The following is a 22,863-nucleotide window of genomic DNA, read 5'->3' on the forward strand; positions in this document are numbered from 1 at the left end:
TGCGGGGATCAGAAGCCTGCTTTGATGCGTTCGAATTCCTTCAGCATCCGGCCTTCGAGCTCAGGGTTGACCGCGTCGAAGAACAGGCTGCCGTCAAAGAAGCTGTCCACATCGGCAAAGCCATAGGTCTTGATCAGCTCCTGGTCGGCGGATTTGAAGGCCTCGGCGTTGGAATGGGCATAGCCCCAGTTCTCGATGATGTATTTGCCGCTGTCCTCGGCGCTAAGCGCGTTCAGCATGTCATAGACCTGCTCGTCGCTTTGCGTCGAAGAGTTCAGATGCACATAGCCGCAGACCCAGGTGGCGATGCCCTTGTCCACGTCGCGCATCATCCTGGCCGGGGTTTCGTTCCAGATCAGGTTCAGTTCCGACTGGTTCCAGCCCCAGCCTAGCAGCACCTCGCCGCTGGCGATGGCCTGGTCCAGCTGGCCCGCGTCGGACCAGTAGAACCGCACGTTCGGGTGGATCTGGCGCAGGAAATCGGAGGCCTTCTGGAACTCTTCCTCGCTCATGTCGGTATAGCTGGAGGCGCCGGTGGCCAGCGCCGCCATCGCATAGGCCGAGGAAGCTGCGTCAGGAATGGCGATCTTGCCCTGGTAGGCGGGATCGGCCAGCAGCTGCAGCGAGACGTCTGCTTCGTCGATCTGGTCGGTGCGGTAGATCAGCCCGGTGTTGCCCCACTCAAACGGCACCATGTAGGTCTGGCCGTCGATGGTGACGCCGTCCACATCCTTGATCTGCGGCAGCAGCTTGTCCCAGTTGTCGATCCTTGAGGTGTCGATCGGCTTGATCAGATCCGCAGCCACCCATTTGCGCAGCGCGTCGGTGCAGGGGTGGGCGATGTCGGCGGCAAAGCCTGACTGCAGCTTGGTGAAGGCCTCCTCGACACTGCCGAAGTAGGTGTAGCTGGGCGCGCCGCCGTATTTCTCGACGTAATCGCCGTAAAACCCCTGGTCCTCATAGCCGGACCAGTCGAAGACCGACAGGCTGTCGGCCCCGGCCTGGGCAGTGCCGGCCGGGACGGTCAAAGCGGTGGCGGCGGCCAGAGCGCCCGTCAGTCCCAAAGCAAAATGTTTCATTTCCTTCCTCCCTGTTATTCTCATGCTTCCCGCGCGCCGAGGTCGATGACCGAGGCGTTCTGCACCCCCAGCCAGACGCGGTCGCCGCGCTTGTGATCCACCGTGTGGAAGTAGTTCGGGACGGCCACGGAGATCGGCTCCTCCACCCCGTCGGCGCGCACGTAGTAGTGGACGCTCTCGCCGTAGAAGGCGATGTCGCTGACGCTGCCCTGGAGGCAGGCGTCATAGCCGGGCGGCTGGGTGGCGCTGATTTCCAGCTGTTCGGGGCGGATCCCCGCCAGCAGGTCGGGGCTGCGGGCCAGCACATTGGGGTTCACGTCGATGGTGAGCGGGCCAAAGCCCTGCAGATCGACATTGACCGACTTGCCATTGTCAGCGGTCACCCGCGCATCCAGAAAGTTCATGCCGCCGATGAAGGCCGCGACCCGGCGGTTGCAGGGCCGGGCATAAAGCACCTCGGGGCGGTCGACCTGCTCCAGCTTGCCGGCGAACATCACGCCGATGCGGTCGGACATGGTCATCGCCTCATACTGGTCGTGCGTGACCATCACGAAGGTGATCCCCAGCTTCTGCTGCAGGCGGCGCATTTCCAGCTGCATCGCCTCGCGCAGGTTCTTGTCGAGCGCCGACAAAGGCTCATCCAGCAGCAGAACCTTGGGCCGCATCACCAGGGCGCGGGCCAAGGCCACCCGCTGGCGCTGGCCGCCCGACAGTTCATCCGCCTTGCGCGCCTGCAGGCCGCCCAGCTCGACCATTTCCAGCGCCTCGGCGACGCGGTCCTTAACCTCTGCCTTGCCGAGGTTCAGCTTGCGCAGGCCAAAGGCAACGTTATCGCCGACGTTCAGATGCGGGAAGATCGCATAGGACTGGAACACCATGTTGGTCGGGCGCTTGTTTGCCGGGATATGCGCCATTTCCTGCCCCGCGATGCGGATGGTGCCGGCATCATGGTCCTGAAAGCCTGCAATCATCCGCAGCGCCGTGGTCTTGCCGCAGCCGGAGGGGCCGAGCAGCGAGAAGAACTCGCCCTCCTTCAGCTCCAGGTTCAGGTCGCGCACCGCCACAAAGGTGCCAAAGCGCTTTTCCACCCCGGAGATTTCGATGATGTTCTGACTGGTCATCTGCGTATCCTTCATCAGGCGGATTTGGTGGAGCGGCGGCGGAAGTATTCGGCGGTCAGCAAGAGCAGCACCGAGGCAAGCAGCAGCAAGGAGCCAAGCGCCAGCGTGTTCGGCAGCTTGGCCGGGAAGCGGATCTGGCTCCAGATGTAGACCGGCAGGGTGGGCTGGTTGCCCGACAGGAAGAAGGCCAGCACAAACTCGTCGAATGACACGGTGAAGGTGACCAGCAGGCTGGCGACAATCCCCGGCGCCACGATCGGCAGGGTCACCCGGCGGAAGGTGCCGATGACGCTTTCGCCAAGGTCGAAGGCGGCTTCCTCCAGCGACTGGTCGAAGTCGTCGAAGGCCGATTTCATGATCGAGACTGCAAAGGGCAGCGCCACAAAAACGTGGCCCAGGATCACCGTGGTCAGCGACGGCTTCAGCCCCAGCGAGATGAACAGCACCAGCATCGACGACGCCACGATGATGCCGGGAATGACCAGCGGCAGCATCACCAGCCCTTCCGACAGCTCACGCCCCTTGAAGCGGTAGCGGACATAGGCGCGGGCGGCGAACAGCCCCAGAGAGGTGGCGACAATTGCGGTCACCGCACCAACGATCAGCGAGTTGGCCATCGCCTGCAAGAGCGTGTCCTGTTCGCCCAGCTGGGCGTACCACTTCAGCGTGAAGCCCTTCATCGGAAAGGCCACGATGGTGCCGTCATTGAAGGAGAACAGCGGCAGCAGCAGCACCGGGAGGTACAGGAAAATCAGGTAGCCGATGGCATAGACCAAGAGCCAGGGGAAGCGGAAGGGTTTGCGCCGGGGCTTGCTGACATCAGGGTTCAGCGGTTTGTTCAGGGGTTCGCTCATCGGTGTGCTCAACGGATCCTCCTCCCCAGGGCGGTGGCCAGGATGACGAACAGGATGGCGACAAAGCCGACCGAGGCCATGGCCACCAGTGAGAGGGTGGCGCCCAGGGGCCAGTTGTTGGCCGGGCCGAACTGCACCTGGATGAGGTTGGCGACCATCTTGCCCTGCGAGCCGCCAACCAGCGACGGGGTCACGTAGTCGCCGACGGTAGGGATGAAGATGATCAGGCTGGCAGCGATGATGCCGGGCACGGTCAGGGGAAGGGTGACGCGGACAAAGCGTTCCAGCTTGGAGCAGCCGAGGTCGGTGGCGGCCTCCAGCAGCGAGCGGTCGATCTTCTGCAGCGAGACATAGATCGGCAGGATCGCAAAGGGTGCCCAGGCGTGGGCCAGGGTCAGCACCACCGCGAATTCATTGTACAGCAGGAAGGTCAGCGGCTCCTCGATCAGCCCCAATGAGATCAGCGCCGAGTTCATCACCCCGTTGAAGCCGAGGATCAGTTTCCAGCTGAACACCCGCAGCAGGTAGCTTGACCAGAACGGGATGGTGATCAGCAAGAGCCACAGGGTTTTCTTGCGGGTGCGGAAGGCGATGAAATAGGCAATCGGATAGGCCAGCGCCACGGTGGCCGCTGTCACCGCGCCCGCAATCGCGATCGAGCGCAGCATCAGGTGGCGCACCAGCGGATCGGTAGCGGCCTCCAGATAGTTGGACCAGGTCAGCGTCTTGTCGATCTCGACATAGGTCTGGGTCCAGAAGCTGTAGGCCACCAGTATCCCCAGCGGCGCAGCCACCAGCAGCCCCACATAAAGCGAAGCCGGGGCGCTGAGCGCCAGGCCTTTGCCAGCCTCGGTTCTGAGAAATCCGGCCATGTGACTCCGTTGCTTGCTTGATCTGCGGGCGTGGCGCTGCCATCTTAAATGGACAATCGTCCATCAAAATCTGCGGCCCGGGGGACCGTTCTGTCAACAGGTTTTTCCAAAAAATGTACAAACGTCCATTTTGCTTGGAGAAATCTGCGCGATATGGCTAGATGGGCAAATCATCACAGCTTGCCGCAGCAGGCGGACCCGCATAACAGCGGGGAAAACCTGCGCAAGTGTTTGGAAAATTGGGACCGGATGACGGGAAAAAGGGAACAAAACCGTGAACAGAACCGCCTGGCACTGATTGAGGCAGTGCTGGATTCGGTGGCGGAAAAAGGGATCTCGGAAACGTCCGTCAGCGAGATCATCCAGCGCGCGGGCCTGTCGCGCGGCATGATCCATCTGCATTTCGGCGGTAAAGACAACCTGGTGCAGGCCGCAGCGCATTACTCCTCGGAGGAGTATTACGACGGGCTGGATGCGCTGCTGCAGACAGCCGGCAACAGCCCCCAGGAGCGGATTGAGATGATCGTGCGCGGCGACCTCAGCGAACGGGTTCTGAACCGGCGCAATGTCAGCATCTGGTACGCTTTCCGTGGTAAATCCCGCAATCGCAGGGCCATCGCCGAACACTCAGACACGCGCGACGGCCGGTTGCGCGGCATGGTCCACAACGCCTTTTCCAGGATCGTGCGGGAGGCCGGGACACCGGATGCTTCGGGCGCAGCCCGCGACGCCACCCACGGCACGCTGGCGCTGTTGGAAGGGATGTGGACAGACTTTCTGCTGCATCCCGACCGTTTCGACCGGCAAGAGGCGGCGCGGATCATCTTCCGGTTTCTGGCGGCGATGTTCCCTGCGCATTTTTCGCTGCAAGGTGCCATTCTCCCCCGCTAGCCTTGCTGGAATCGACACAGGGGCCGGCTGGCGGCCTCTGCGTTTTAGATCCCTGATTTCACCTTGGTCCAGGCACGGGTGCGCTGGCGCAGCGCCTTGGCGCCGAGGCTTTTATCCGGGAACAAACGCGCCAGGGTGGGCGCGTCCGGGTAGATCCCCGGATCGGACAGGATCTCCGGCAGCACATGCGCGTCTGCCGCTGCATTTGCATTGGCGAAGAACACGGTGTTGGAGACCTCGGCGATCACCTCGGGCCGCAGCATGTAGTCGATGAAGGCATAGGCCGCATCCACATTGGCAGCATCTTCCGGGATCGCCATCAGGTCGATCCACATCAGCGTTCCCTCCTTGGGGATCGCGTAGAGGATTTCGACTCCGTTATCTGCCTCCATCGCGCGGGCCTGAGCGATGCCCGCGTCGCCGGAATACATCACCGCCAGGCAGACATTGCCTGCCGGCAGGTCGGTGGAGGGCTTCTGGTTGTTGAAATAGCGGATATTCTGCGCCGCCCCGGCCAGCAGGTCCTGCGCTTGCGTGATCTCTGCCTTGTCTTCGGAATAGGGATCAGCGCCGAGGTAGTTCAGAGTGACCGACAGCATCTCGACCGGCGAATCCAGCACCCCGATGCCGCAATCCTTAAGCTTGGAGGCGTAGTCCGGGTTGAACAGCAACTCCCAGCTGTCAACGGGCAGATCCCCCAGCCGTTCGGAGACCAGCGCGGGATTGTAGGCGATGCCGATGGTGCCCCAGGTGTACGGCACGCCCAGCTCGCGCCCGCCCGGGACCTTGTCGAGCGAGGCCAGGATTTCCGGGCGCAAGTTGCCGTAGTTTTCCAGACGCGATGTATCTATCGGGTGCAGCGCCCCGGCCTGCAGCTGGCGTTCCGCGTTGGAGGCGGCAGGGAAGACCACGTCATAGCCCGAGCCGCCTGCCAGCATCTTGGTTTCCAGCACCTCGTTGCTGTCGAAGTAGTCCAGCGTCACCTTGGCGCCGGTAGCGGCCTCATAGCCGGAGATGGTTTTTTCGCCGAAGTAGTCCGCCCAGTTGTAGATAGCGAGCTCCCCGGCGGCTGCCGGCGCCGCAAGGGCGGCCGCCAGCGTTGTTGCGAGAATGGTCTTTGATTTGGCCATGTTTTCCTCCCTGTTGCGCACTGCCTCAGCGCTGGCCGGAGTCTCCGGCGGCGTAGAGGCAGAGCAAATCGTTGGCGATTGTGGCCGCCGCGATGGCGGTGATCTCGGAGATGTCGTAGGCCGGGGCGACCTCGACCACGTCCATGCCGACCACGTCGGTGCCTGCAAGGCCGCGGATGATCTCCTGCGCCTGGTATGGGCTGAGGCCGCCGATCACCGGCGTGCCGGTGCCGGGGGCGGAGGCGGGCTCCAGTGCGTCGATGTCGAAGGTGACATAGGTCTTATGGCCGCCGACGATGCCGCGGATTTTCTCCGCCACCGCTTCCGGTCCTGTCTTCTGCACCTCAATAGCGTCAATGATGTTCATGCCCATCGGATCGGGGTTGTGGGTGCGGATTCCCACCTGGACCGAGCGGGCCGGATCCACCAGGCCTTCACGGATCGCATGCCACAGCATGGTGCCGTGGTCGATGCGGCCTTCCTGATCTGCCCAGGTGTCGGAATGGGCGTCGAACTGGATCAGGCTCAGCGGCCCGTGCTTTTCCACGTGCGCCTTCAGCAGCGGATAGGTGATGAAGTGGTCGCCGCCGATCGACAAGAGCGCGGTATCCGTTGCCAGCACGTCCCGCGCCGCCTGGGCGATCTGCCCCGGCACCTGGTGCGGGTAGCCATAGTCGAATTCGCAATCGCCGTAATCGACGACCCGCAGCGCCTCATAAGGGTCGTCCTCCCAGGGCCAGGGTTTCGACCAGGCTATGTGGCTGGAGCCGGAGCGCACCGCGCGCGGGCCCAGCCGGGTGCCGGAGCGGCTGGAGACCGACAGGTCGAAGGGCACGCCCATCACCGCAACATCCGCGCCGCTCAGGTCGCGGGTGTAGCGGCGGCGCATGAAGCTGAGCGCGCCGGCATAGCTGGCCTCAGCAATCACCCCGCGGTCGGTTTCGCGGGTAAATGCCAGGTCGCCCTGCACGGGGTTCACGCTGGAGGTATCGGTCATCTGGGGCTCCGTTTCATTGGAATTTGCTTGAGCCCAGTTTTAAATCCGCGCTTATGCCGGTAAACTCAACAACAGGTATATATCTATGGGTATAGATGACATCAGATTCTGCCTTCCCCGTGCTGCCTGCCCCCTGGCTGGGCCCAATGGCTGCCCTGGCCGAAACCGCCGGCACCGAGCGTTTTCCCGGCGCGCTTCGGCAGATCCTTGGCCAATGCTGCAGTTTCGATTCGATGATCATCTCGCGCTATGAGGGCGCGTCGCCGCCGGTGTCGCTCTATCAGGACCTGGATGAACTGCAGGCGGCGATAACGGTGGAGTTCTATGCGAGCGGCCCCTACCTGCTGGACCCGCTTTACCAGGCCTGCCGCAACGGCTGCAAACCTGGCGCCTACCGGTTGATGGACCTGGCGCCGGAGGCGTTCTACCGCTCGGAATACTACCGCGCCTTCTACCGCAAGATAAACATAAGCGATGAGATCGGCGTGCTGGTGCAGGACCGGGCAGAGCGCTGGTTCATCGTTTCACTCGCCCGCTTTGCCCGCCAGCAGCGGTTTGAGGCAGCGGATACCGGCCGGCTGAACGCGGTGTTCGAGGTGATTTCCGCCGCCCTCCGGCGGCAGTGGGGGCAGGCGGAAACCGCGGCGCAAGGGTTCCAGCAGGAGGGCTGGGAAGACCGCATGCAGACCTTTGGCACCGGCGTTCTCAGCCCGCGCGAGCGGGCGGTGGTGCAGCTGATCCTGCAAGGCCACTCGACACCTTCGGCCGCCGCCTATCTGGGCATTGCCGAGGGCACGGTGAAAGTGCACCGGCACCATGCCTATTCCAAGCTGGGGATCTCCTCGCAGGCTGAACTGTTTTCCATGGCCACCCGGCATCTGGCGGCGGGATAGAGCCGCGTTCAATCACGCAGCAAGCGGTTGATCTCAGAACAGGAAACTGCCGTGAGCGTCCGGCAGATCCTCCTTGGCCGGAGTTTCGAGATACTTCCGCACCGTCGGATCAATGCGCGTGCTGCGTACCGGGTGGACGCCGCAGGCGGCAATTGCTTCGCGTGCAGACACCCGTTCGTCCAGCCGCTTCCAGATCGTCCGCGCCGCATAGGGGCGGGGAAACGGCCGCCAGGCCAGCCCCATAGTCATACCGCGCAGGTACTTGAGCTGCTGGCGGTGGGCGGAGAACAGGATGGTCTGCGCCACGCTGCCTTCATGAGCGCGCTCATGCTCAGTGATAAACAGCCGGTTACCGCGCATCGTGACCAATCCCTGATACCGCGAGATCTGCCGGATGCTTTGTTCCGGGTCATGGGCGATTTCCAGGTTGCGAGACAGGATCAGCCCGTCCTTTTCGATAAACCGGGTCAGCGCGCAAAAGATACCATCGCCCCAGGAGGGGGTGTGGAAATAGGCGTGGTAGAAGCCGAGGTAGCGTTTCAGATTGCGCTGCTGGCCGCGGAACGGGGCCAGAAACTGCTCACCCGGGCCATGCTGCCCCGGGCCGGCCGCAGCGTCCAGGCGGGCTTCGAAATCGGAACGCGCGGTAAACAGCTGCGCTTCTGCAATCCCGAAGTAGCGGGCGATCCTGCGCAGGTTGTGCGCCGATGGCAGGCTGCTGCCATTGAGGTAGCGGTTGAATTGCTGCCGGTTGAGACCGATCTCGCGGCAGATATGCGCAATGCTGCCATGCTCGGCGCAAAGCGAACGCAGGTTTTCTGAAAAATTGACGGACAAGTGCCAAAATCCTTCGCGTTTTGACGCTATCACGAACCATATAGCGTCACTCCGCGCATGTTTGCACAGTTTTGAATCCGGCGAAACCGGCGTTTCTGGAAACAAGCCGTGTGATTTTGGCGGACCGCAGACCAGGAGGACGTAGGGGTGCGGGCGGCTTGAGGAACGGCGCAATGGGAGGCCCCTGTCTTGCGGGCTTCCTGATCTGATCCAAGGGAGGATACAATGCGGATCGAATGGACCAAGGCGCCGGTGGGGCGGCGCAAATTCCTGAAGGGCGCCACTGCGCTGGGTGCGGCAGCCGTTCTGCCGATGGGCTTGGGCAGCCGCGCCATGGCGGCTGGGGACGGGACATTGCGGGTGCGCTCCTATGGCGATCTGCAAAGCATTGACCCCGCGTACTCCAAAGGTGTGATCGACGAGGAGATCCACGCCGGGATCTACAACAAGCTGATCCAGTACAAGCCGGGCCGCGAATGGGACTGGCAGATGGATGCCGCCGCGATGATCGAGCAGGGTGACGAGACGCACATCAAATTCGCACTGCGCGATGACATCGGGTTTACGAACGGCTTTGGCGCGATGACTGCCGAAGACGTGAAATACAGCTTTGAACGGGTTGTGGCGGAGGAGACCGAGAGCCCGAACAAACCCGACATGGGGCCGCTGAGCCACGTCGAGGTGACCGGCGAGCGCGAGGGAACCATTGTTCTGAAAGAACCCTTTGCACCGCTGTGGAGCATCGCGCTGCCCTATATCACCGGCAATATCGTGTCGAAAAAGGCCTGGGAAGCCGCGGGCGGCAAGGCAACCACCGATCCGCTGGCGGAATCCGGGCCTTACCTGCGCGACAGCTGGTCGCCCAAGGAAAAGACCGTGCTGAAGCGCAACCCGGACTGGAAGGGCGAAGCCCCCGCCTGGGATACCATCGAGATCCTGCCGATCGACGACGAAAACACTGCCGAGATCGCATTCGAGGCGGGTGAGCTGGATTTCACCCGCGTCTCGCTGGGTTCGGTGGAGCGCTACCGCGCCGGGGTGCCGAACGGCGGCACACTGCTGGAATACCCGTCCTTGTACTATGCTTGGCTGGGCATGAACCTGGATCACCCCAAGCTGCAGAACAAGAAGCTGCGCCAGGCCATCCAGCACGCCATCGACGTGCCGTCGGTCTTGGAGGCCGCATATTTCGGCGCTGTCGAACCCTCCACCGGCATCATTGCCCCGGGCCTTGCAGGCAACCGCCCGCAGTCGCTGGTGCCGCCGCAGGCGGATTTCGAGAAAGCTGCTGTGCTGCTGGCGGAATCCGGTGAGACCAATGTCACGCTGAAACTCGACACGCTGAACAAGACCACCTTCACCACCGCGGCGCAGGTGATCCAGGCGACGCTGGCGCAGATCGGCATCACGGTTGAGGTGAATGTGCTGGAATCCGGGGCCTTTTGGGCCAGCGCGGATAACGAGGACCTGCAGCTGGTGCTGAACCGCTACTCGATGACCCCCGACCCGTACTATGCGACCTCCTGGTTCACCACCGAGCAGGTCGGGCATTGGAACTGGGAACGCTTCAGCAACGAAGAGTTCGACCAGATCCACGCCTCGGCCTATCAGCTGACCGATCAGGCGAAGCGGGCCGAGATGTATCAGCGCGCGCAGGATCTGATGGAGGAAAGCGGTGCCTACCGGTTCCTGACCCATGAGGCGACGCCGGTGATCCATTCGGCGGGTGTGGTGCCTGCGCTGCGGCCCGACGGGCTGGCGCTGCTGCGCTATTTCGGCAAGGCCTGACACTCCCCTCAGGCCCGGTCCTCCCCCCGGACCTGACCTGGCACGGCTGCAGTTTGCGGCGCGGCCGTGCCGTTTTCATCCGCACAGCGAAGATAAGGGAGCCATGCGGCCATGTTACTATATGCAACCCGGCGGTTCGGGCTGGCACTGCTGATCCTGATCGTGGCGGTCACCGTCATGTTCCTGATGATCCGCGCCGTGCCCGGCGATCCGGTCCAGATCATGCTGGGCCCGCGCGCCACGCCTGAGCTGCAGGCGCGGCTGACGGCTGAGCTGGCGCTGGATCAGCCGATCTGGAAACAGCTTCTCATCTTTTACGGAAACCTGGTGCAAGGAGATCTGGGGATCGACGTGTTCTCGGGCCGCTCGGTGACCGAGATCGTGTTTCAGCAATTGCCGCACACCCTGTGGCTTATCCTAGGCTCGATTACCTGGTCCGCTACGCTGGGCATCGCGCTTGGCGGCTATGCCGCGGCGCATCCGAACACACTGATTGACCGCATCACCGCTGCAATTTCGGTAAGTTTCGTGGCCGCGCCCGCCTTTGTGGTCGCGCTGCTGTCGCTGCTGATCTTTGCGGTGAACCTGCAATGGTTCCCGGCGATCGGCGCGGGAGATGGCTTCTGGGGCCGCCTCAACCATCTGGTGCTGCCCGCCTTTGCCATCGGCCTCAGCTGGGTGGGCTACATCGCCCGGCTGGTGCGCGCCTCGATGCTGGAGGTGATGGGCGAGAGTCATATCCGCACCGCCCGCGCCTTTGGCATCAGCGAGCGCCGGGTGGTGATGGTCTATGCGCTGCGCATCGCCATTTTGCCGGTGGTCACAGTGATCGGTGTTGGCATGGGGTTCCTGCTGTCCTCTGCCGTTTTTGCCGAGATCGTCTTTGCCCGCCCCGGCCTGGGCAAGCTGGTGATCGACAGCATCACCACCCGCAATTACCCGATCGTGATGGGGTCGGTGCTGATCTCGACCGGCCTGTTCGTGGTGTCCACCGCGCTGGCCGACCTGATCAACGCCTGGCTCGACCCCCGCGCCCGCACGGCGACCTGAGGAGGCTGCAATGTCTGACGTTCAATCCGGAACACAGCCGGCCTCCCCGCCTGGGGCCTCGCCCAAATCCCGGTCCGAGCTGGGCCAGATCCTTCACGGCGTCGCCCGCGACCCGCTGGGGCTGATGGGGCTGATCATTGTCGGCACCATCGTGTTCTGCGCGATCTTCGCCGCCTGGATCGTGCCTTATGATCCCGTGGCGATGAATATCAAGGACCGCCTGCAAGGGCCCTCCGCGGCGCATCTTCTGGGCACTGACCAGCTGGGGCGCGATACGTTCTCCCGCGTGATCATGGGCGGCCAGGTGGCGCTGAAAGTGGCACTGCCCGCGGTCTTCGGTGCCATGGCCATCGGCCTGACTCTGGGCATGATCGCGGGTTACGGACCAAAGTGGCTCGACAACCTGCTGATGCTGTTCTTCGACACCATCCGTTCCTTCCCGACGGTGATGTTTGCGCTGGCGGTGGTTGCCCTGGTGGGGCCAAGCCTGCAGACCGTGGTGTTTGTGGTCATGGCGACCTCGATCCCGACCTACGGCCGGGTGGCACGGACCCAGACGCTGACCTTGCGCAACTCGGAATTCATTCTGGCCGAACGATCCATGGGTGCCAGCATGAAGCGTATTCTGGGCGTGCACATGCTGCCCAATATCGTCGGCGTTCTGGCGGTGCTGGCGGCGATGGACATCCCAACCGTGATCGCGCTGGAGGCAGGGCTGTCCTTCCTCGGACTCGGGGTGAAACCGCCGACACCCAGCTGGGGTGCGCTGCTGAAGGACGGCTACTCGCTGATCCGCCAGACCCCCTGGCTGGTGGTGGGCGGCGGGCTGCCGATCATCCTGGCAACGCTTGGCTTCACCTTCCTGGGCGAGTCCCTGCGCGATGTGGTTGACCCGAAACTGAGGAAACAGCGATGACCGATACGCTTCTGGAAATTGACCGCCTCAGCGTCGACTATGAGACCGCCCGCGGCGACCTGAAAGCCTTGCGCGAAATCTCTTTTGACGTCCGCAAGGGGGAGATCGTCGGCATCGTTGGTGAATCGGGCTGCGGCAAGTCCACCCTGATCTCCTCGATCCTGCGGCTGACCGCGCCGAACACCCGGTTTCGTCAGGGCGAGGTGCGGTTCAAGGGTGAAGACCTGCTGCAAAAACCCGAGCGCCAGATGCGTGATCTGCGCGGCGCCGATATCTCCATCGTGTTCCAGGACCCGATGCAGACCCACAACCCGGTCTTGTCGATCGGCCAGCAGATGCTGGATATCCAGCACCGTTCCAAGGCCACGAAGGCAGAGAAAAGGGCACGCGCCGCGCAGATGCTGGGGGCCGTCGGCATCCCCGACCCGGAGGCACGGCTGGACCAGTTCCCGCATGAGTTCTCCGGCGGGATGCGGCAGCGGATTGCCATAGCCATGGCGCTGATGTCGGAACCGGACCTGCTGATCGCGGATGAGCCGACAACGGCGCTGGATGCCACGCTGGAGGTGCAGATCATCGAGCGCCTGCAGGAACTGCAGCAGGAGTTCGACTGCGCCATCCTGTTCATCTCGCACCACCTCGGCGTGATTGCAGAGCTTTGCGATCGCGTAGTGGTGATGTACGCGGGCGCCGTGGTCGAAAGCGGCGAGGTGCGCGAGATCTTCCACGATCCCAAGCACCCCTACACCCGCCGCCTGATCGACTGCGACCCGGGCCACATCAAGGAACGCGCCCGCGTGCTGCCGACCATCGTCGGCGAGGTGCCTGATCTGGCAAACCTGCCCGGCGGCTGCATCTTCCGCGACCGCTGCGACCAGGCAATGCCGCGCTGCGCGTCGCATGTTCCGCCGCTAACACAGCTGAAGGACGGCCACCACGCCGCCTGCTGGCTGAACCACAAGGAGGCCGCGGAATGAGCCTGCTGGAAGTCAAAGACCTCAAGACCAGCTATGGCCCTGTCAACGTGCTCGCCGGTGTCAGCTTCACCGTTGAGCCAGGCGAAACCTATGCGCTGGTGGGCGAGAGCGGCTCTGGGAAGACCACGGTGATACGAGCGATTGCCGGTCTGGCCCCGGCGCAGGAAGGCTCGGTCAAGTTCGAAGGCCGGGAAATCCGCGGCGCTTCGGAACGCGAATTGCGCCCCTTGCGCAAGGACATCTCGATGATGTTCCAGGACCCGGTCGGCTCTCTGTCGCCGCGTCTGACGATCCGCAGCCTGATCACTGAACCCTACCGCATCCAAGGCATGAAGGACCGCGATCTGGACGCCGAGGCCAAGCGTCTTCTGGAAATGGTGAACCTGCCTGCGCATTTTGCAGACCGCTATCCCTATCAGCTGTCAGGCGGGCAAGCGCGGCGGGTCGGTGTCGCCCGCGCGCTGGCGCTGGAGCCGAAGCTGATCCTGGCGGACGAACCCACTGCGGGCCTTGATGTGTCGGTGCAGGGGGAACTCTTGAACCTGATGAATGATCTGCGCGAACGGCTGGGGCTGGCCATGGTGATCATCACCCACAACCTGAACGTCGTGCGCCATGTGGCGGACCGGATGGGCATCATGTACCTGGGCAGGCTGGTTGAGGAGGGCACGACGGAGGCCATCTTCAAGGACCCGCGCCACCCCTACACCCGCTGTTTGCTGAGTGCCAATCCGGAACCCGACCCCGATGCCCGGCTGGAGCGCATCGCGCTAAAGGGCGAACCGCCCAGCCTGCTGCGCCGCCCCAAGGGCTGCGAGTTCCGCGAGCGCTGCCCCTTCGCGCAGGAGGTCTGCATTCAAACCCCGCAATGGGAGGTCGAAAACGGCCACGGGTTGCGCTGCCTTGCCCCCTTGAGCTGACGGCCTTCCGCCCGAAACCCCTCAACATCTGAAAGACCATGACCAGCACATTGTATTTCAACGGCGCTGTCCTGACGATGGACGCGGCCAATTCCTGCGCCCCGTCGGTGCTGACCGAAGGCGAGACCATCCGGGCCGTTGGCGCAGAGGTAGACCTGCGCGCGCGGATGCCTGCGGGCACACAATTGGTGGATTTGCAGGGCCAGACCCTGATCCCTGCCTTCATCGACCCGCACGGGCATTTTCCCGATCCCGGCTTCATCCGGCTGTTCCGTGTCAACCTCGCCTCTGCCCCCAGCGGCGACTGTCCGGACATCCCAACCGCGCTGAAGCGGCTGCGGGCCAAGGCGGCGGAGACGCCCGCCGGGGAATGGGTGATGGGGGTGCTGTTCGATAATACTGCCATTGCAGAGGGGAGGATGCCCACACGCACCGAGCTGGACAGTGTCTCGACCGAACACCCCGTCTGGGTGATCCACGCTTCCGGCCACAACGGATCTGCAAACTCGCTGGCGCTGGAACGCCACGGTGTGAACCGCGATACGCCCGATCCCCTGGGCGGCCGCTTCGGCCGCGACCCTCAGACCGGCGCGCTGACCGGGCTGATCGAGGGCCTGTCAGCGATGGGTGAAATGGGAGACACCGATTTCCTGATCGACCGCGACCGCTTCTGGGCTGGGTTCAACAGCTGCCGCGATGAATACCTGGCCCATGGCGTCACCTACGCCCAGAACGCCTGGGCCACGCGTGATATGCTGGAGCATTTCGCCTCTCTGCCCGCAGATCAGGACCCGGGTTACGACCTGATGCTGCTGCCCATTGGAGAGCTGGAGCCAGCGCTGAGCCGCGGCCCCGAAGCGCTCGACTGGCCCGGCAACCCGCATTTCACTCTTGGGCCCCGCAAACTGTTCACCGACGGGGCGTTCCAGTTGCAGACAGCCTTCCTCAGTGCGCCTTATCACAAGCCAGTGGACCCGGCGCACCCTTGCGGGATGCCCTATGCGGATGCCGCCAACCACCGCCGTGAAGTGAAGAAGCTGCATGATTTGGGCTATCAGATACACTGCCACTGCAACGGCGATGCCGGGGCGCAGATGTTCATCGACGCGGTTGCCGAGGCGCTGGAGGCCAACCCGCGCGCCGACCACCGCCACACCATCATCCACGGCCAAGCCCTGCGCGACGATCAGTTGCAGCAGATGGCTGAACTGGGCATGACCGTCAGCTTCTTCCCGGCGCATGTGCATTTTTGGGGCGATCGCCATTTCGACACCTTCCTGGGGCCGGAACGGGCCGAGCGGGTTTCGCCCTGCGCCTCCGCTGAGCGCTATGGCGTGCGTTACACCATCCACAACGACGCCTCGGTCACGCCGACCCGGCCTATCCATCTGGCCCATTGCGCAGTGAACCGGCTGACCGCAACCGGGAGGCGGCTGGGAGAGGACCAGCGGGTCAGCGCGCTGTCAGCCCTCAGGGCGCAGACTATCGACGCCGCCTGGCAGGTGTTTCAGGAGGGCACCCGCGGCTCCATCGAACCCGGCAAGCTGGCGGACTTTGCGGTGCTGAACCGCAACCCGCTGGAAGACCCGGATGCCATCGAAACCACCATAGTCACTCAAACAATCCGCCGCGGACGGACCGTCTGGGCGCAGGAGCACACATGAGGCAGGCCAAACCGCGGATCGCCATTGCGGGCTTTCAGCACGAAACCAACTGCTTTGGCATCAACAAGGCCGGGCTGGCGGAGTTTGAGATGGCCAATTCCTGGCCCGCCATGCTGCACGGAGAGGAGGTGGTCCGCGAAACCCGCGGCATGAACCTGCCCATCGCAGGCTTTGCCCGGGCAGCGGAGGAGGCCGGGATGGAAGTGCTACCGATCCTGTGGTGCGCGGCAGAACCCTCGGCGCATGTGACGGATGAGGCGTTTGACACCATCTGCGGCACGATCCTGGACGGGCTGCGGACTGCGGGGCCGCTGGACGGCATCTACCTTGATCTGCATGGTGCCATGGTGACCGAAACATATGCCGATGGTGAGGGCGAGATTCTGCGCCGGGTGCGGGAGCAAGCCGGAGGCAGCCTGCCCATCGTGGTCAGCCTGGACCTGCACGCCAATATCTCGGCAGCGTCGGTGGAACTGGCGGATTACATCGCCGTTTTCCGGACCTATCCGCATCTGGACATGGACGGCACCGGCGCGCGTTGCCTGCCGGTTCTGCAACGGCTGCTGGCGGGCGAAAAGCTGAACAAGGCGTTCCGGCAGATGGACTATCTGATCCCGCTGCACGCCCAGTACACCGGTTCAGCCCCCGGCGCAGAGCTCTATGCCGCGCTGCCGCCGCTGGAGGAAGCCGGAGTTCTGGCTGACATTGCGCTCGGCTTCACCGCAGCGGATTTCCCGGACACCAGGCCCTCTTGCGTGGCGTACGGCACCACGGCTGAGGCCGCGGGGCGGGCGGTGGACCAGATCGAGACCCTGTTCGCCGCGCTGGAGGCGCAGTCGTACCACCCGATGCTGTCGCCGCAGCAAGCGGCGGCCATTGCCTGCCAGCCTCGCGCAGGCAAGCCTGTGGTGCTGGCAGACGTTCAGGACAATCCGGGTGCAGGCGGCACTTCCGACACCACCGGGTTGCTGGCGGCACTGGCTGCGGCCGGGGCGCAAGGTGTCTTGATGGGGCTGTTCCATGACCCCCAGGCCGCAGCCGCCGCGCATGAGGCAGGGGAGGGCGGTATCTTCCGCGCAGCCCTTGGCGGGCGTTCGGGGGTTGCAGGCGACCAGCCGTTTGAAGCGGAATTTCAGGTCGCCGCTCTTGGTAACGGCAGCTGCCGCTATACCGGCGGGATGTATGGCGGCGGGGTGGCGACGCTGGGTCCAACGGCTGCGCTGCGGCTTCATGGAGCGGAGGCGGATATCACTTTGGTCGTTACCAGCATCCGCAACCAATGCCTGGACCTGGCGCATTTCACCCATATCGGCCTGGATCCCAAGGCGTACGCAACCATCTGCGTGAAAAGCACCGCCCATTTCCGCGCCGATTTCGAGCCCATTGCCAGCGCCGTTTATCCAGTGGCCGCCCCCGGCGTGTTTCCCTGCGACCTGAAACAGGTGCCTTACAAGAACCTGCATCCCGCTGTCAGGACCGTTCCGGCCAAGGGCTAAGACACATACCGCAAGCGGCCAAGGGGTGGCCGCTCGCGAACAGGGTCAGACGTCCTCGCCATTCTGGTAAGGCACCACCAGCGTCGGGATCTGCGACCGGCGCAGGACCCGCTTGGCCACAGTACCCAGGAAGGTGTGGGAAAACCCGTGGTCATGAGCGCCGAGCACAATCAGATCGCAGCCCAGCTCGACCGAGCGGCGCAGGATAACCTCCGCCGGGTGGCCGTCGGTCACCTCGACCGAGGTGACCTGATCGCGGATCCTGGCGTCATCGCCCTCGAAGGCCGCCCAGAACCGGGCCTGGCGTTCGGCCAGCACCTGCTTGACCATCTCGTGCCGCCGCTTGGCCGCAGTTTTGCGGGTTTCGTCGTTCAGCACGAACATCTCAAAGGTAATGCGGGCGTCCTCTGAGATCGGCTCATTCACGTGCAGCACATGAATTTCCGCCCCCGTCGCGTGCGCCAGACTTGCCGCATGGCGCAGTGCTAAGGTGGAGTTGTGCGACAGGTCGGTGGCAAACAGGATGCTGGTGATCATCGGTGTCATGTCTGTTCCTTTCCCATCAATAGCCAAACAGCCGCGGCAGCCACAGCGAGATTTCCGGGAAGAAGGCGATGATGAAGATCGCAATCGTGTTCACTGCGGCAAAGGGCAGGGCGCGCAGCGAGATCGTCTCGATCGATATATTCGAGATCCCTGAGGCAATGAACAGGTTCTCCCCCAAAGGAGGCGTCTGGAAACCGATGCCCAGGGTGCAGACCATCACCACCCCGAAGTGGATCGGGTCAATTCCGACCGAATAGGCCACCGGCAGCATCACCGGCACCAGGATCAGGATCGTCGCCAGGGTCTCCATGAACATGCCGACAAACAGCAGGAAAAAGATGATCAGCGCCCAGATGACATAGAGGTTTTGGGTGAAGCTCAGCATCGACTCCGCAATCAGCGCCGGGATCTGGTTTTCGACCAGCAGGCGGCCGAACACGGTGGCGGTGAACAGGATCAGCAGCACACGGCCTGTCAGCCAGGTCGTGGCCTCCAGCGATTGGAACAACGACGACCAGGTCAGCTCGCGGTAAATGAAGACGCCAATAACAAGAGTGTAAAAGATCGCGACGATCGCTGCTTCGGTCGGTGTGAAAAAGCCGGTGTAGATACCGCCCAGGATCACCAGCGGCGCCATCAACGACCAGAATCCGCGGTACATTTCGCACATCACGTTGCGCACCGACCAGCCGTCAGCAGAGCCTTTGTAGCCGCGCTTCTTGGACATCACGAAATTCATGATCAGCAGGCTGGTGGCGATCAGGAAGGCCGGGACAAAGCCCGCGATGAACAGTTTCGAGATCGAGACCGACTGGAAGGTGCCGAATTTCTCCACCGCCTCCGGCGGCGGCGCCATGCCAAGCGCTGCGATCCCGAAGATCACCATCGGGATCGATGGCGGGATGATGATGCCGAGGCCGCCCGATGACGCGGTCACGGCAGAGGCATAGCCGCGCTCGTACCCGCGGTTGATCATGGCCGGGATCATCAGCATGCCCACAGCCGCGGTGGTCGCCGGGCCGGAGCCGGAGATCGCGCCGAAGAACAGGCAGGCCATCACGGTGGCGGCGGAAATTCCGCCTGTGAACGGACCGGCCAGGCTTTCGGCCACATTGATCAGGCGTTTGGAGATCCCCGCCGCCTCCATCAGCGCACCGGCAAGGATGAAGGCGGGCAGCGCCATCAGCGGGAAGGACCCGACTGAGGTGAAGGCGATCTGCACGAATTTGATCGGGTTTTCGTCCAGGTAGAGGAAAGACAGCAGCGAGGACACCCCCAGCGCAACGGTGATCGGGGCACCGAGCAACAGAAGCAGCAGAAATGATCCAAACAGGATCGTGACGATTTCGGTTTCCATTATCTTATCCCTCCCTTGATCACACGCGGCCTTCCGCGCCAGCGGCGGCCTTGATTTCATCAAGGTCGATCTGGTCGGGATCGTGGATTTCTTCGCCACGGATCAGTTTCCGGTAGTTCACCTGCAGGATGCGGATAGTCATCAGCGTGAACGCGATGGGGAGCACCATGTAGATATATTTCATCTCGATGCCCAAGGTCTGCGACTTCCAGAACTTGTTCATCTTGTTGAAGACGAAATCGGTCGCCAGCCACAGGAAATAGCAGTTGAAGAACAGCCAGAACAGGTCGGCGAAAGCTTCAATGTATTTGATCCAGCCCGCCGGCAGGAATTTGAACTGGAAGGTGACCCGGTTGTGCGCGCCTTTCAGCGCCGCGTATGAAGCACCAAAGTAGACAAACCAGACAAACATGTAGACCGAGAGCTCCTCGATCCAGGAAAACGAGTGCCCGAACACCTCGCGCGAGATGATCTGCACAAACAGCAGAATGACAAAGCCGGACAGCAGTAAGCGGCAGATATAGCTTTCTAGATTGTCCAGGAACTTCCAGAACATGATGGTCTCCTCCCCTGTGCGGAGCAGCGCGCGAACGCTGCCCCGTTGTTCGTTTGGATGTGCCGGAGGCTTACTGGACCGGGTCGCGGCCGATGGCGGTCAGCACCGCGTTCAGCTTTTCGACACCACCGATGGAGTCGTAGAACTGCGGCCAGACGGCGCCAGTGGCCAGCTCAATAAACTCGGCCTCATCGTTTTCGGGGTCAACGATTTCCATGCCCTTGGAGATCAGCTCTTCCTTGATCGCGGCCTCGGAGTCGCGCAGGAACTGGGCCGATTTCAGGGTAGCTTCCTTGCCTGCGTCCAGGATCATCTGCTGATCTTCCTCGCTCAGCCCCTGGAACACGGCCTCGGACACGATCAGCGGCTCGATCGAGAAAATGTAGCGCAGGTTGGTGACGTGATCCTGCACCTCATAGAACTTCATCGCGTTGATGGTCATGTAGGGGTTGTCCTGACCGTCAACCACTTTGGTTTGCAGGCCAGTAAAGGTCTCGGACCAAGCCATCGGGGTCGGGTTGATGCCCCAGGACTTGTAGGTTTCGATCATGATCTCGTTCTTGGGAACACGGATCACCAGGTCCTGCAGGTCGGCGACAGAGGTCACCGGCTTCTTGGAGTTGGTCAGGCGGCGGAAGCCGGTGTAGGTCCAGGCGATGATGCGCACGCCGGCATCGCGCAAGGTGTTTTCTGTCAGCTCCTGACCGATAGGGCCTTGGGTCAGGGTTTCAGCGTCTTCCAGCGACAGGATCACATAGGGCAGGGTGAACACGCCCACGGTCGGGGAGAACGGGGTGACGTTGTTGATCGCCAGCAGCGACATGTCCAAGGTGCCGATCGCCGCTTCATTCACGGTGTCCTGTTCTGAGCCCAGCTGGCCGTTCAGAAACAGGGTCGCGCTGTGCTCACCGCCGGATTTTGCTTCCAGCGCCTCGATAAAGAACTTCCCGGTGGCTTCCTGCGGGCTGCCGGCGCTGTCGCCGACAGCGATCTTGAAGTTCTTGGCGGATACCGCACCGGCGGTCAGCAACGCGGCGGCAGAAACGGCTGCGGTCAGCGTGCAGACCTTCTTGAGAAATGACATAACTTCCTCCCGTATTGTCATTCTGGGGCCCAAGGTGCGCGCTGGCCCGCCCTCCACAGCGTGATTGCCAGTCCGATCCGTCCTTGGTCTGCGGGAAGCTACATTGCGTTTTATGTTTCTAGAATGTAAACTTTTGAAAGCAAAGTTTCACATATATCGAACTTAGGTATGAACCGGAAATCACACGTCAAACATGTTGCTGATGCCGACTTGAAACTGTTGCGGGTGTTCAAGGCAGTGGCAGAAAGCGGCGGGCTGGCTGCCGCGGAAACCGAGCTGAATATCGGTAAATCAACGATCTCCAAATACATCGCCGACCTGGAACTGCGGCTGGACCTGAAACTGTGCAACCGCGGTCCGGCGGGGTTTTCGCTGACCGATGATGGCATCAAGGTCCTGAAATCCGCCGAGGGCCTGCTGACCTCGGTGGCGGATTTCCGCGCCGAAGTGAATGAAATCAAGCAGCAGCTGGCTGGCACCATCCGGATTGCACTGTTCGACCAATGCGCCTCCAATCCGGAAGCCTTTGTCCCGGGTGGTATCCGCGACTTCAACAAGGCCGCCCCCTCGGTCGAGATCGAACTGTCGCTGGAGCCGCCCAACCTGATCGAGACCAAGGTGATCGGCGGTCAGCTCGACATCGGCATCCTGGCGCTGCACCGGCCATCGCCCAGCCTGGACTACATGCCGCTCTATGGAGAAAACATGTTTCTCTACTGCGGCAAGGGGCATCCGTTTTTTGATTGCGACCACACCAGCTTGGGGCTGCGGGACGTGCAAGCGATGAACTATGCAGGCATCCGGGTGAACTCGCCGAACCTGCACGTCGGGCAAAAGCTGGGGTTCCGCCGCGCCGCCAAGGTGCAGAACGAACAGGCGCTGGCAATCCTGATTATGTCGGGCAGCTATCTGGGGTTCCTGCCGGACCACCTGGCGGCAGGATTTGTCCGCAACGGGCTGATGAGGAAGGTGCTGCCGGACGAGGCCTTTTACCGCAGCCAATTCGCCGCAGTCACCCGCAAGCGCCCTGCGGTGAACCGCATCACCAAACTGTTCCTCGACACATTGGTTGCTGCACATTCCCGGCCGGCGGCGGATCTCTGAGGCGAATTTGACCCGGTACGGCGCCACCCAGGCCTAGATGATATCCAGGGACACCTTGACCCGGTCCATCACCACCGAGGAGGTGAAGCGGCTGACGTTGGACTCGTCAAAGAAAAACTCTTGGGTAAAGGCTTCGTATTCCTTGATGTCCTTGACGATGACCACCAGGATGAAATCCGCCTCGCCGGTGGTGTAGTAGCACTGCTGCACCTGCTTTGCCTTGCGCATCTTGCGCTTGAAAGCATCAAGATGCATCCGGCTTTCCCGCTCCAGCACCACCTGCACGATCACCGTCATCTCCCGCCCCAGCCGGGCCGGGGAGAGGATGGCGATTTCCCTCTCGATCACACCGGTGTCGCGCAGCTTCTTCAGCCGTTTCTGAACTGCGGGCGCTGACAGCCCGACCTCGTGGCTGATGGCCTCGGCGGTCAGTTGAGCGTTGCACTGGATCAGCCGCAAAATGTCGTGGTCTTTGTCATCCATGGCCGAGTTTTCATCCGGCAAGGCGTATTTGACAACTTGTTTCGTCGATTTCTCCTGCAATTTTGAGGGCTTCCGGCGCGGCCAACCGTTAAGTTTTTCAATTGCAGGCGGCTTGGACCGGCCTCACCAGCAATTCCGAGTACAAATTGCATCGGGGCAAGGAGCTGCCAGAAGATTACTCCAGCACCGTTTCAATCGCTAGTCTCCGGTCAAACCTCACCGGCTCGTTTCTGCAAGATCATGGAATA

At 62.5% G+C, this 22,863-nt stretch carries 22 protein-coding genes; 10 read left to right on the forward strand and 12 right to left on the reverse strand.

The genetic code is table 11. The features are described 5' to 3' along the window. Window positions 1–8 precede the first annotated feature (8 nt). Genes ACXAED_RS22090 through ACXAED_RS22105 form a run of 4 tightly spaced genes read right to left on the reverse strand, consistent with a single transcriptional unit; the run spans window position 9 to window position 3,926 of the window. Window positions 9–1,079, reverse strand: coding sequence for an ABC transporter substrate-binding protein (locus ACXAED_RS22090; protein WP_475053664.1), 1,071 nt, complete (start codon window positions 1,077–1,079; stop codon window positions 9–11). Window positions 1,080–1,099: 20 nt separating this feature from the next. After that, entirely contained in the window at window positions 1,100–2,200 is a 1,101-nt protein-coding gene (locus ACXAED_RS22095; RefSeq protein ID WP_475053667.1) for an ABC transporter ATP-binding protein, read from the reverse strand. A gap of 14 nt (window positions 2,201–2,214) precedes the next feature. Next, window positions 2,215–3,054, reverse strand: coding sequence for an ABC transporter permease (locus tag ACXAED_RS22100; RefSeq protein ID WP_475051479.1), 840 nt, complete (start codon window positions 3,052–3,054; stop codon window positions 2,215–2,217). Window positions 3,055–3,062: 8 nt separating this feature from the next. Then, window positions 3,063–3,926: an ABC transporter permease gene (locus tag ACXAED_RS22105; protein ID WP_475053669.1), complete on the reverse strand. Its 864-nt coding sequence runs from the start codon at window positions 3,924–3,926 to the stop codon at window positions 3,063–3,065. Window positions 3,927–4,175: 249 nt separating this feature from the next. Here ACXAED_RS22105 and ACXAED_RS22110 point away from each other — a divergent pair, with 249 nt between their 5' ends. After that, a complete protein-coding gene (locus ACXAED_RS22110; RefSeq protein WP_475053671.1) occupies window positions 4,176–4,817 on the forward strand; it encodes a TetR family transcriptional regulator C-terminal domain-containing protein in 642 nt (213 codons plus the stop codon). 44 nt (window positions 4,818–4,861) lie between these two features. Here ACXAED_RS22110 and ACXAED_RS22115 read toward each other — a convergent pair whose 3' ends face one another. After that, the gene (locus ACXAED_RS22115) at window positions 4,862–5,947 is read right to left on the reverse strand and encodes an extracellular solute-binding protein (RefSeq protein ID WP_475053672.1); all 1,086 of its coding nucleotides are present in this window, start codon (window positions 5,945–5,947) and stop codon (window positions 4,862–4,864) included. A gap of 25 nt (window positions 5,948–5,972) precedes the next feature. After that, entirely contained in the window at window positions 5,973–6,944 is a 972-nt protein-coding gene (speB, locus tag ACXAED_RS22120; RefSeq protein ID WP_475053673.1) for an agmatinase, read from the reverse strand. A 95-nt stretch (window positions 6,945–7,039) separates the two neighbouring features. Between speB and ACXAED_RS22125 the strand changes: the two genes are divergently transcribed. Continuing rightward, window positions 7,040–7,837: a helix-turn-helix transcriptional regulator gene (locus ACXAED_RS22125; protein ID WP_475053675.1), complete on the forward strand. Its 798-nt coding sequence runs from the start codon at window positions 7,040–7,042 to the stop codon at window positions 7,835–7,837. A 33-nt stretch (window positions 7,838–7,870) separates the two neighbouring features. Here ACXAED_RS22125 and ACXAED_RS22130 read toward each other — a convergent pair whose 3' ends face one another. After that, a complete protein-coding gene (locus tag ACXAED_RS22130; RefSeq protein WP_475053677.1) occupies window positions 7,871–8,674 on the reverse strand; it encodes a helix-turn-helix transcriptional regulator in 804 nt (267 codons plus the stop codon). Between the two features lie 225 nt (window positions 8,675–8,899). Here ACXAED_RS22130 and ACXAED_RS22135 point away from each other — a divergent pair, with 225 nt between their 5' ends. The 7 genes from ACXAED_RS22135 to ACXAED_RS22165 all read left to right on the forward strand — a co-directional run bounded on the left by ACXAED_RS22135 (window position 8,900) and on the right by ACXAED_RS22165 (window position 17,485). Beyond that, window positions 8,900–10,462 (forward strand): ABC transporter substrate-binding protein, encoded by a 1,563-nt coding sequence (locus tag ACXAED_RS22135; protein ID WP_475053678.1) that lies wholly within the window; start codon window positions 8,900–8,902, stop codon window positions 10,460–10,462. Between the two features lie 111 nt (window positions 10,463–10,573). Continuing rightward, window positions 10,574–11,512, forward strand: coding sequence for an ABC transporter permease (locus ACXAED_RS22140; protein ID WP_475053680.1), 939 nt, complete (start codon window positions 10,574–10,576; stop codon window positions 11,510–11,512). A 10-nt stretch (window positions 11,513–11,522) separates the two neighbouring features. Further along, the gene (locus ACXAED_RS22145) at window positions 11,523–12,428 is read left to right on the forward strand and encodes an ABC transporter permease (protein WP_475053681.1); all 906 of its coding nucleotides are present in this window, start codon (window positions 11,523–11,525) and stop codon (window positions 12,426–12,428) included. Beyond that, a complete protein-coding gene (locus ACXAED_RS22150) occupies window positions 12,425–13,405 on the forward strand; it encodes an ABC transporter ATP-binding protein (protein ID WP_475053682.1) in 981 nt (326 codons plus the stop codon). Before ACXAED_RS22145 ends, ACXAED_RS22150 begins: the two co-directional genes overlap by 4 nt. Then, the gene (locus ACXAED_RS22155; RefSeq protein ID WP_475053683.1) at window positions 13,402–14,325 is read left to right on the forward strand and encodes an oligopeptide/dipeptide ABC transporter ATP-binding protein; all 924 of its coding nucleotides are present in this window, start codon (window positions 13,402–13,404) and stop codon (window positions 14,323–14,325) included. The genes ACXAED_RS22150 and ACXAED_RS22155 overlap by 4 nt, the downstream gene beginning before the upstream one ends. A 38-nt stretch (window positions 14,326–14,363) precedes the next feature. After that, on the forward strand, window positions 14,364–15,989 hold the full coding sequence (locus ACXAED_RS22160) for an amidohydrolase (protein WP_475053684.1): 1,626 nt from the start codon (window positions 14,364–14,366) through the stop codon (window positions 15,987–15,989). After that, complete coding sequence (locus tag ACXAED_RS22165; RefSeq protein ID WP_475053686.1) at window positions 15,986–17,485, forward strand: M81 family metallopeptidase; 1,500 nt, start codon at window positions 15,986–15,988, stop codon at window positions 17,483–17,485. The genes ACXAED_RS22160 and ACXAED_RS22165 overlap by 4 nt, the downstream gene beginning before the upstream one ends. Window positions 17,486–17,530: 45 nt before the next feature. Here ACXAED_RS22165 and ACXAED_RS22170 read toward each other — a convergent pair whose 3' ends face one another. The 4 genes from ACXAED_RS22170 to ACXAED_RS22185 form a co-directional block, all read right to left on the reverse strand. Continuing rightward, window positions 17,531–18,031 carry a universal stress protein gene (locus ACXAED_RS22170; protein ID WP_475053687.1) on the reverse strand — a complete coding sequence of 167 codons (501 nt, stop codon included), beginning with the start codon at window positions 18,029–18,031 and terminating at the stop codon, window positions 17,531–17,533. A gap of 16 nt (window positions 18,032–18,047) precedes the next feature. After that, the gene (locus ACXAED_RS22175) at window positions 18,048–19,388 is read right to left on the reverse strand and encodes a TRAP transporter large permease (RefSeq protein WP_475053689.1); all 1,341 of its coding nucleotides are present in this window, start codon (window positions 19,386–19,388) and stop codon (window positions 18,048–18,050) included. A gap of 19 nt (window positions 19,389–19,407) precedes the next feature. After that, window positions 19,408–19,944, reverse strand: a complete 537-nt coding sequence (locus tag ACXAED_RS22180) for a TRAP transporter small permease (protein ID WP_475053691.1) — start codon at window positions 19,942–19,944, stop codon at window positions 19,408–19,410. A 70-nt stretch (window positions 19,945–20,014) separates the two neighbouring features. Then, window positions 20,015–21,028 (reverse strand): TRAP transporter substrate-binding protein, encoded by a 1,014-nt coding sequence (locus ACXAED_RS22185; RefSeq protein ID WP_475053693.1) that lies wholly within the window; start codon window positions 21,026–21,028, stop codon window positions 20,015–20,017. 168 nt (window positions 21,029–21,196) lie between these two features. Between ACXAED_RS22185 and ACXAED_RS22190 the strand changes: the two genes are divergently transcribed. Beyond that, window positions 21,197–22,132 (forward strand): LysR family transcriptional regulator, encoded by a 936-nt coding sequence (locus ACXAED_RS22190; protein ID WP_475053694.1) that lies wholly within the window; start codon window positions 21,197–21,199, stop codon window positions 22,130–22,132. 33 nt (window positions 22,133–22,165) lie between these two features. On the opposite strand, the gene ACXAED_RS22195 is transcribed toward ACXAED_RS22190, so the two are convergent. Then, window positions 22,166–22,615 (reverse strand): Lrp/AsnC family transcriptional regulator, encoded by a 450-nt coding sequence (locus ACXAED_RS22195; RefSeq protein ID WP_475053696.1) that lies wholly within the window; start codon window positions 22,613–22,615, stop codon window positions 22,166–22,168. Window positions 22,616–22,863 lie beyond the last annotated feature (248 nt).

It is taken from the genome of Leisingera sp. ABM4_103 (assembly GCF_056158685.1).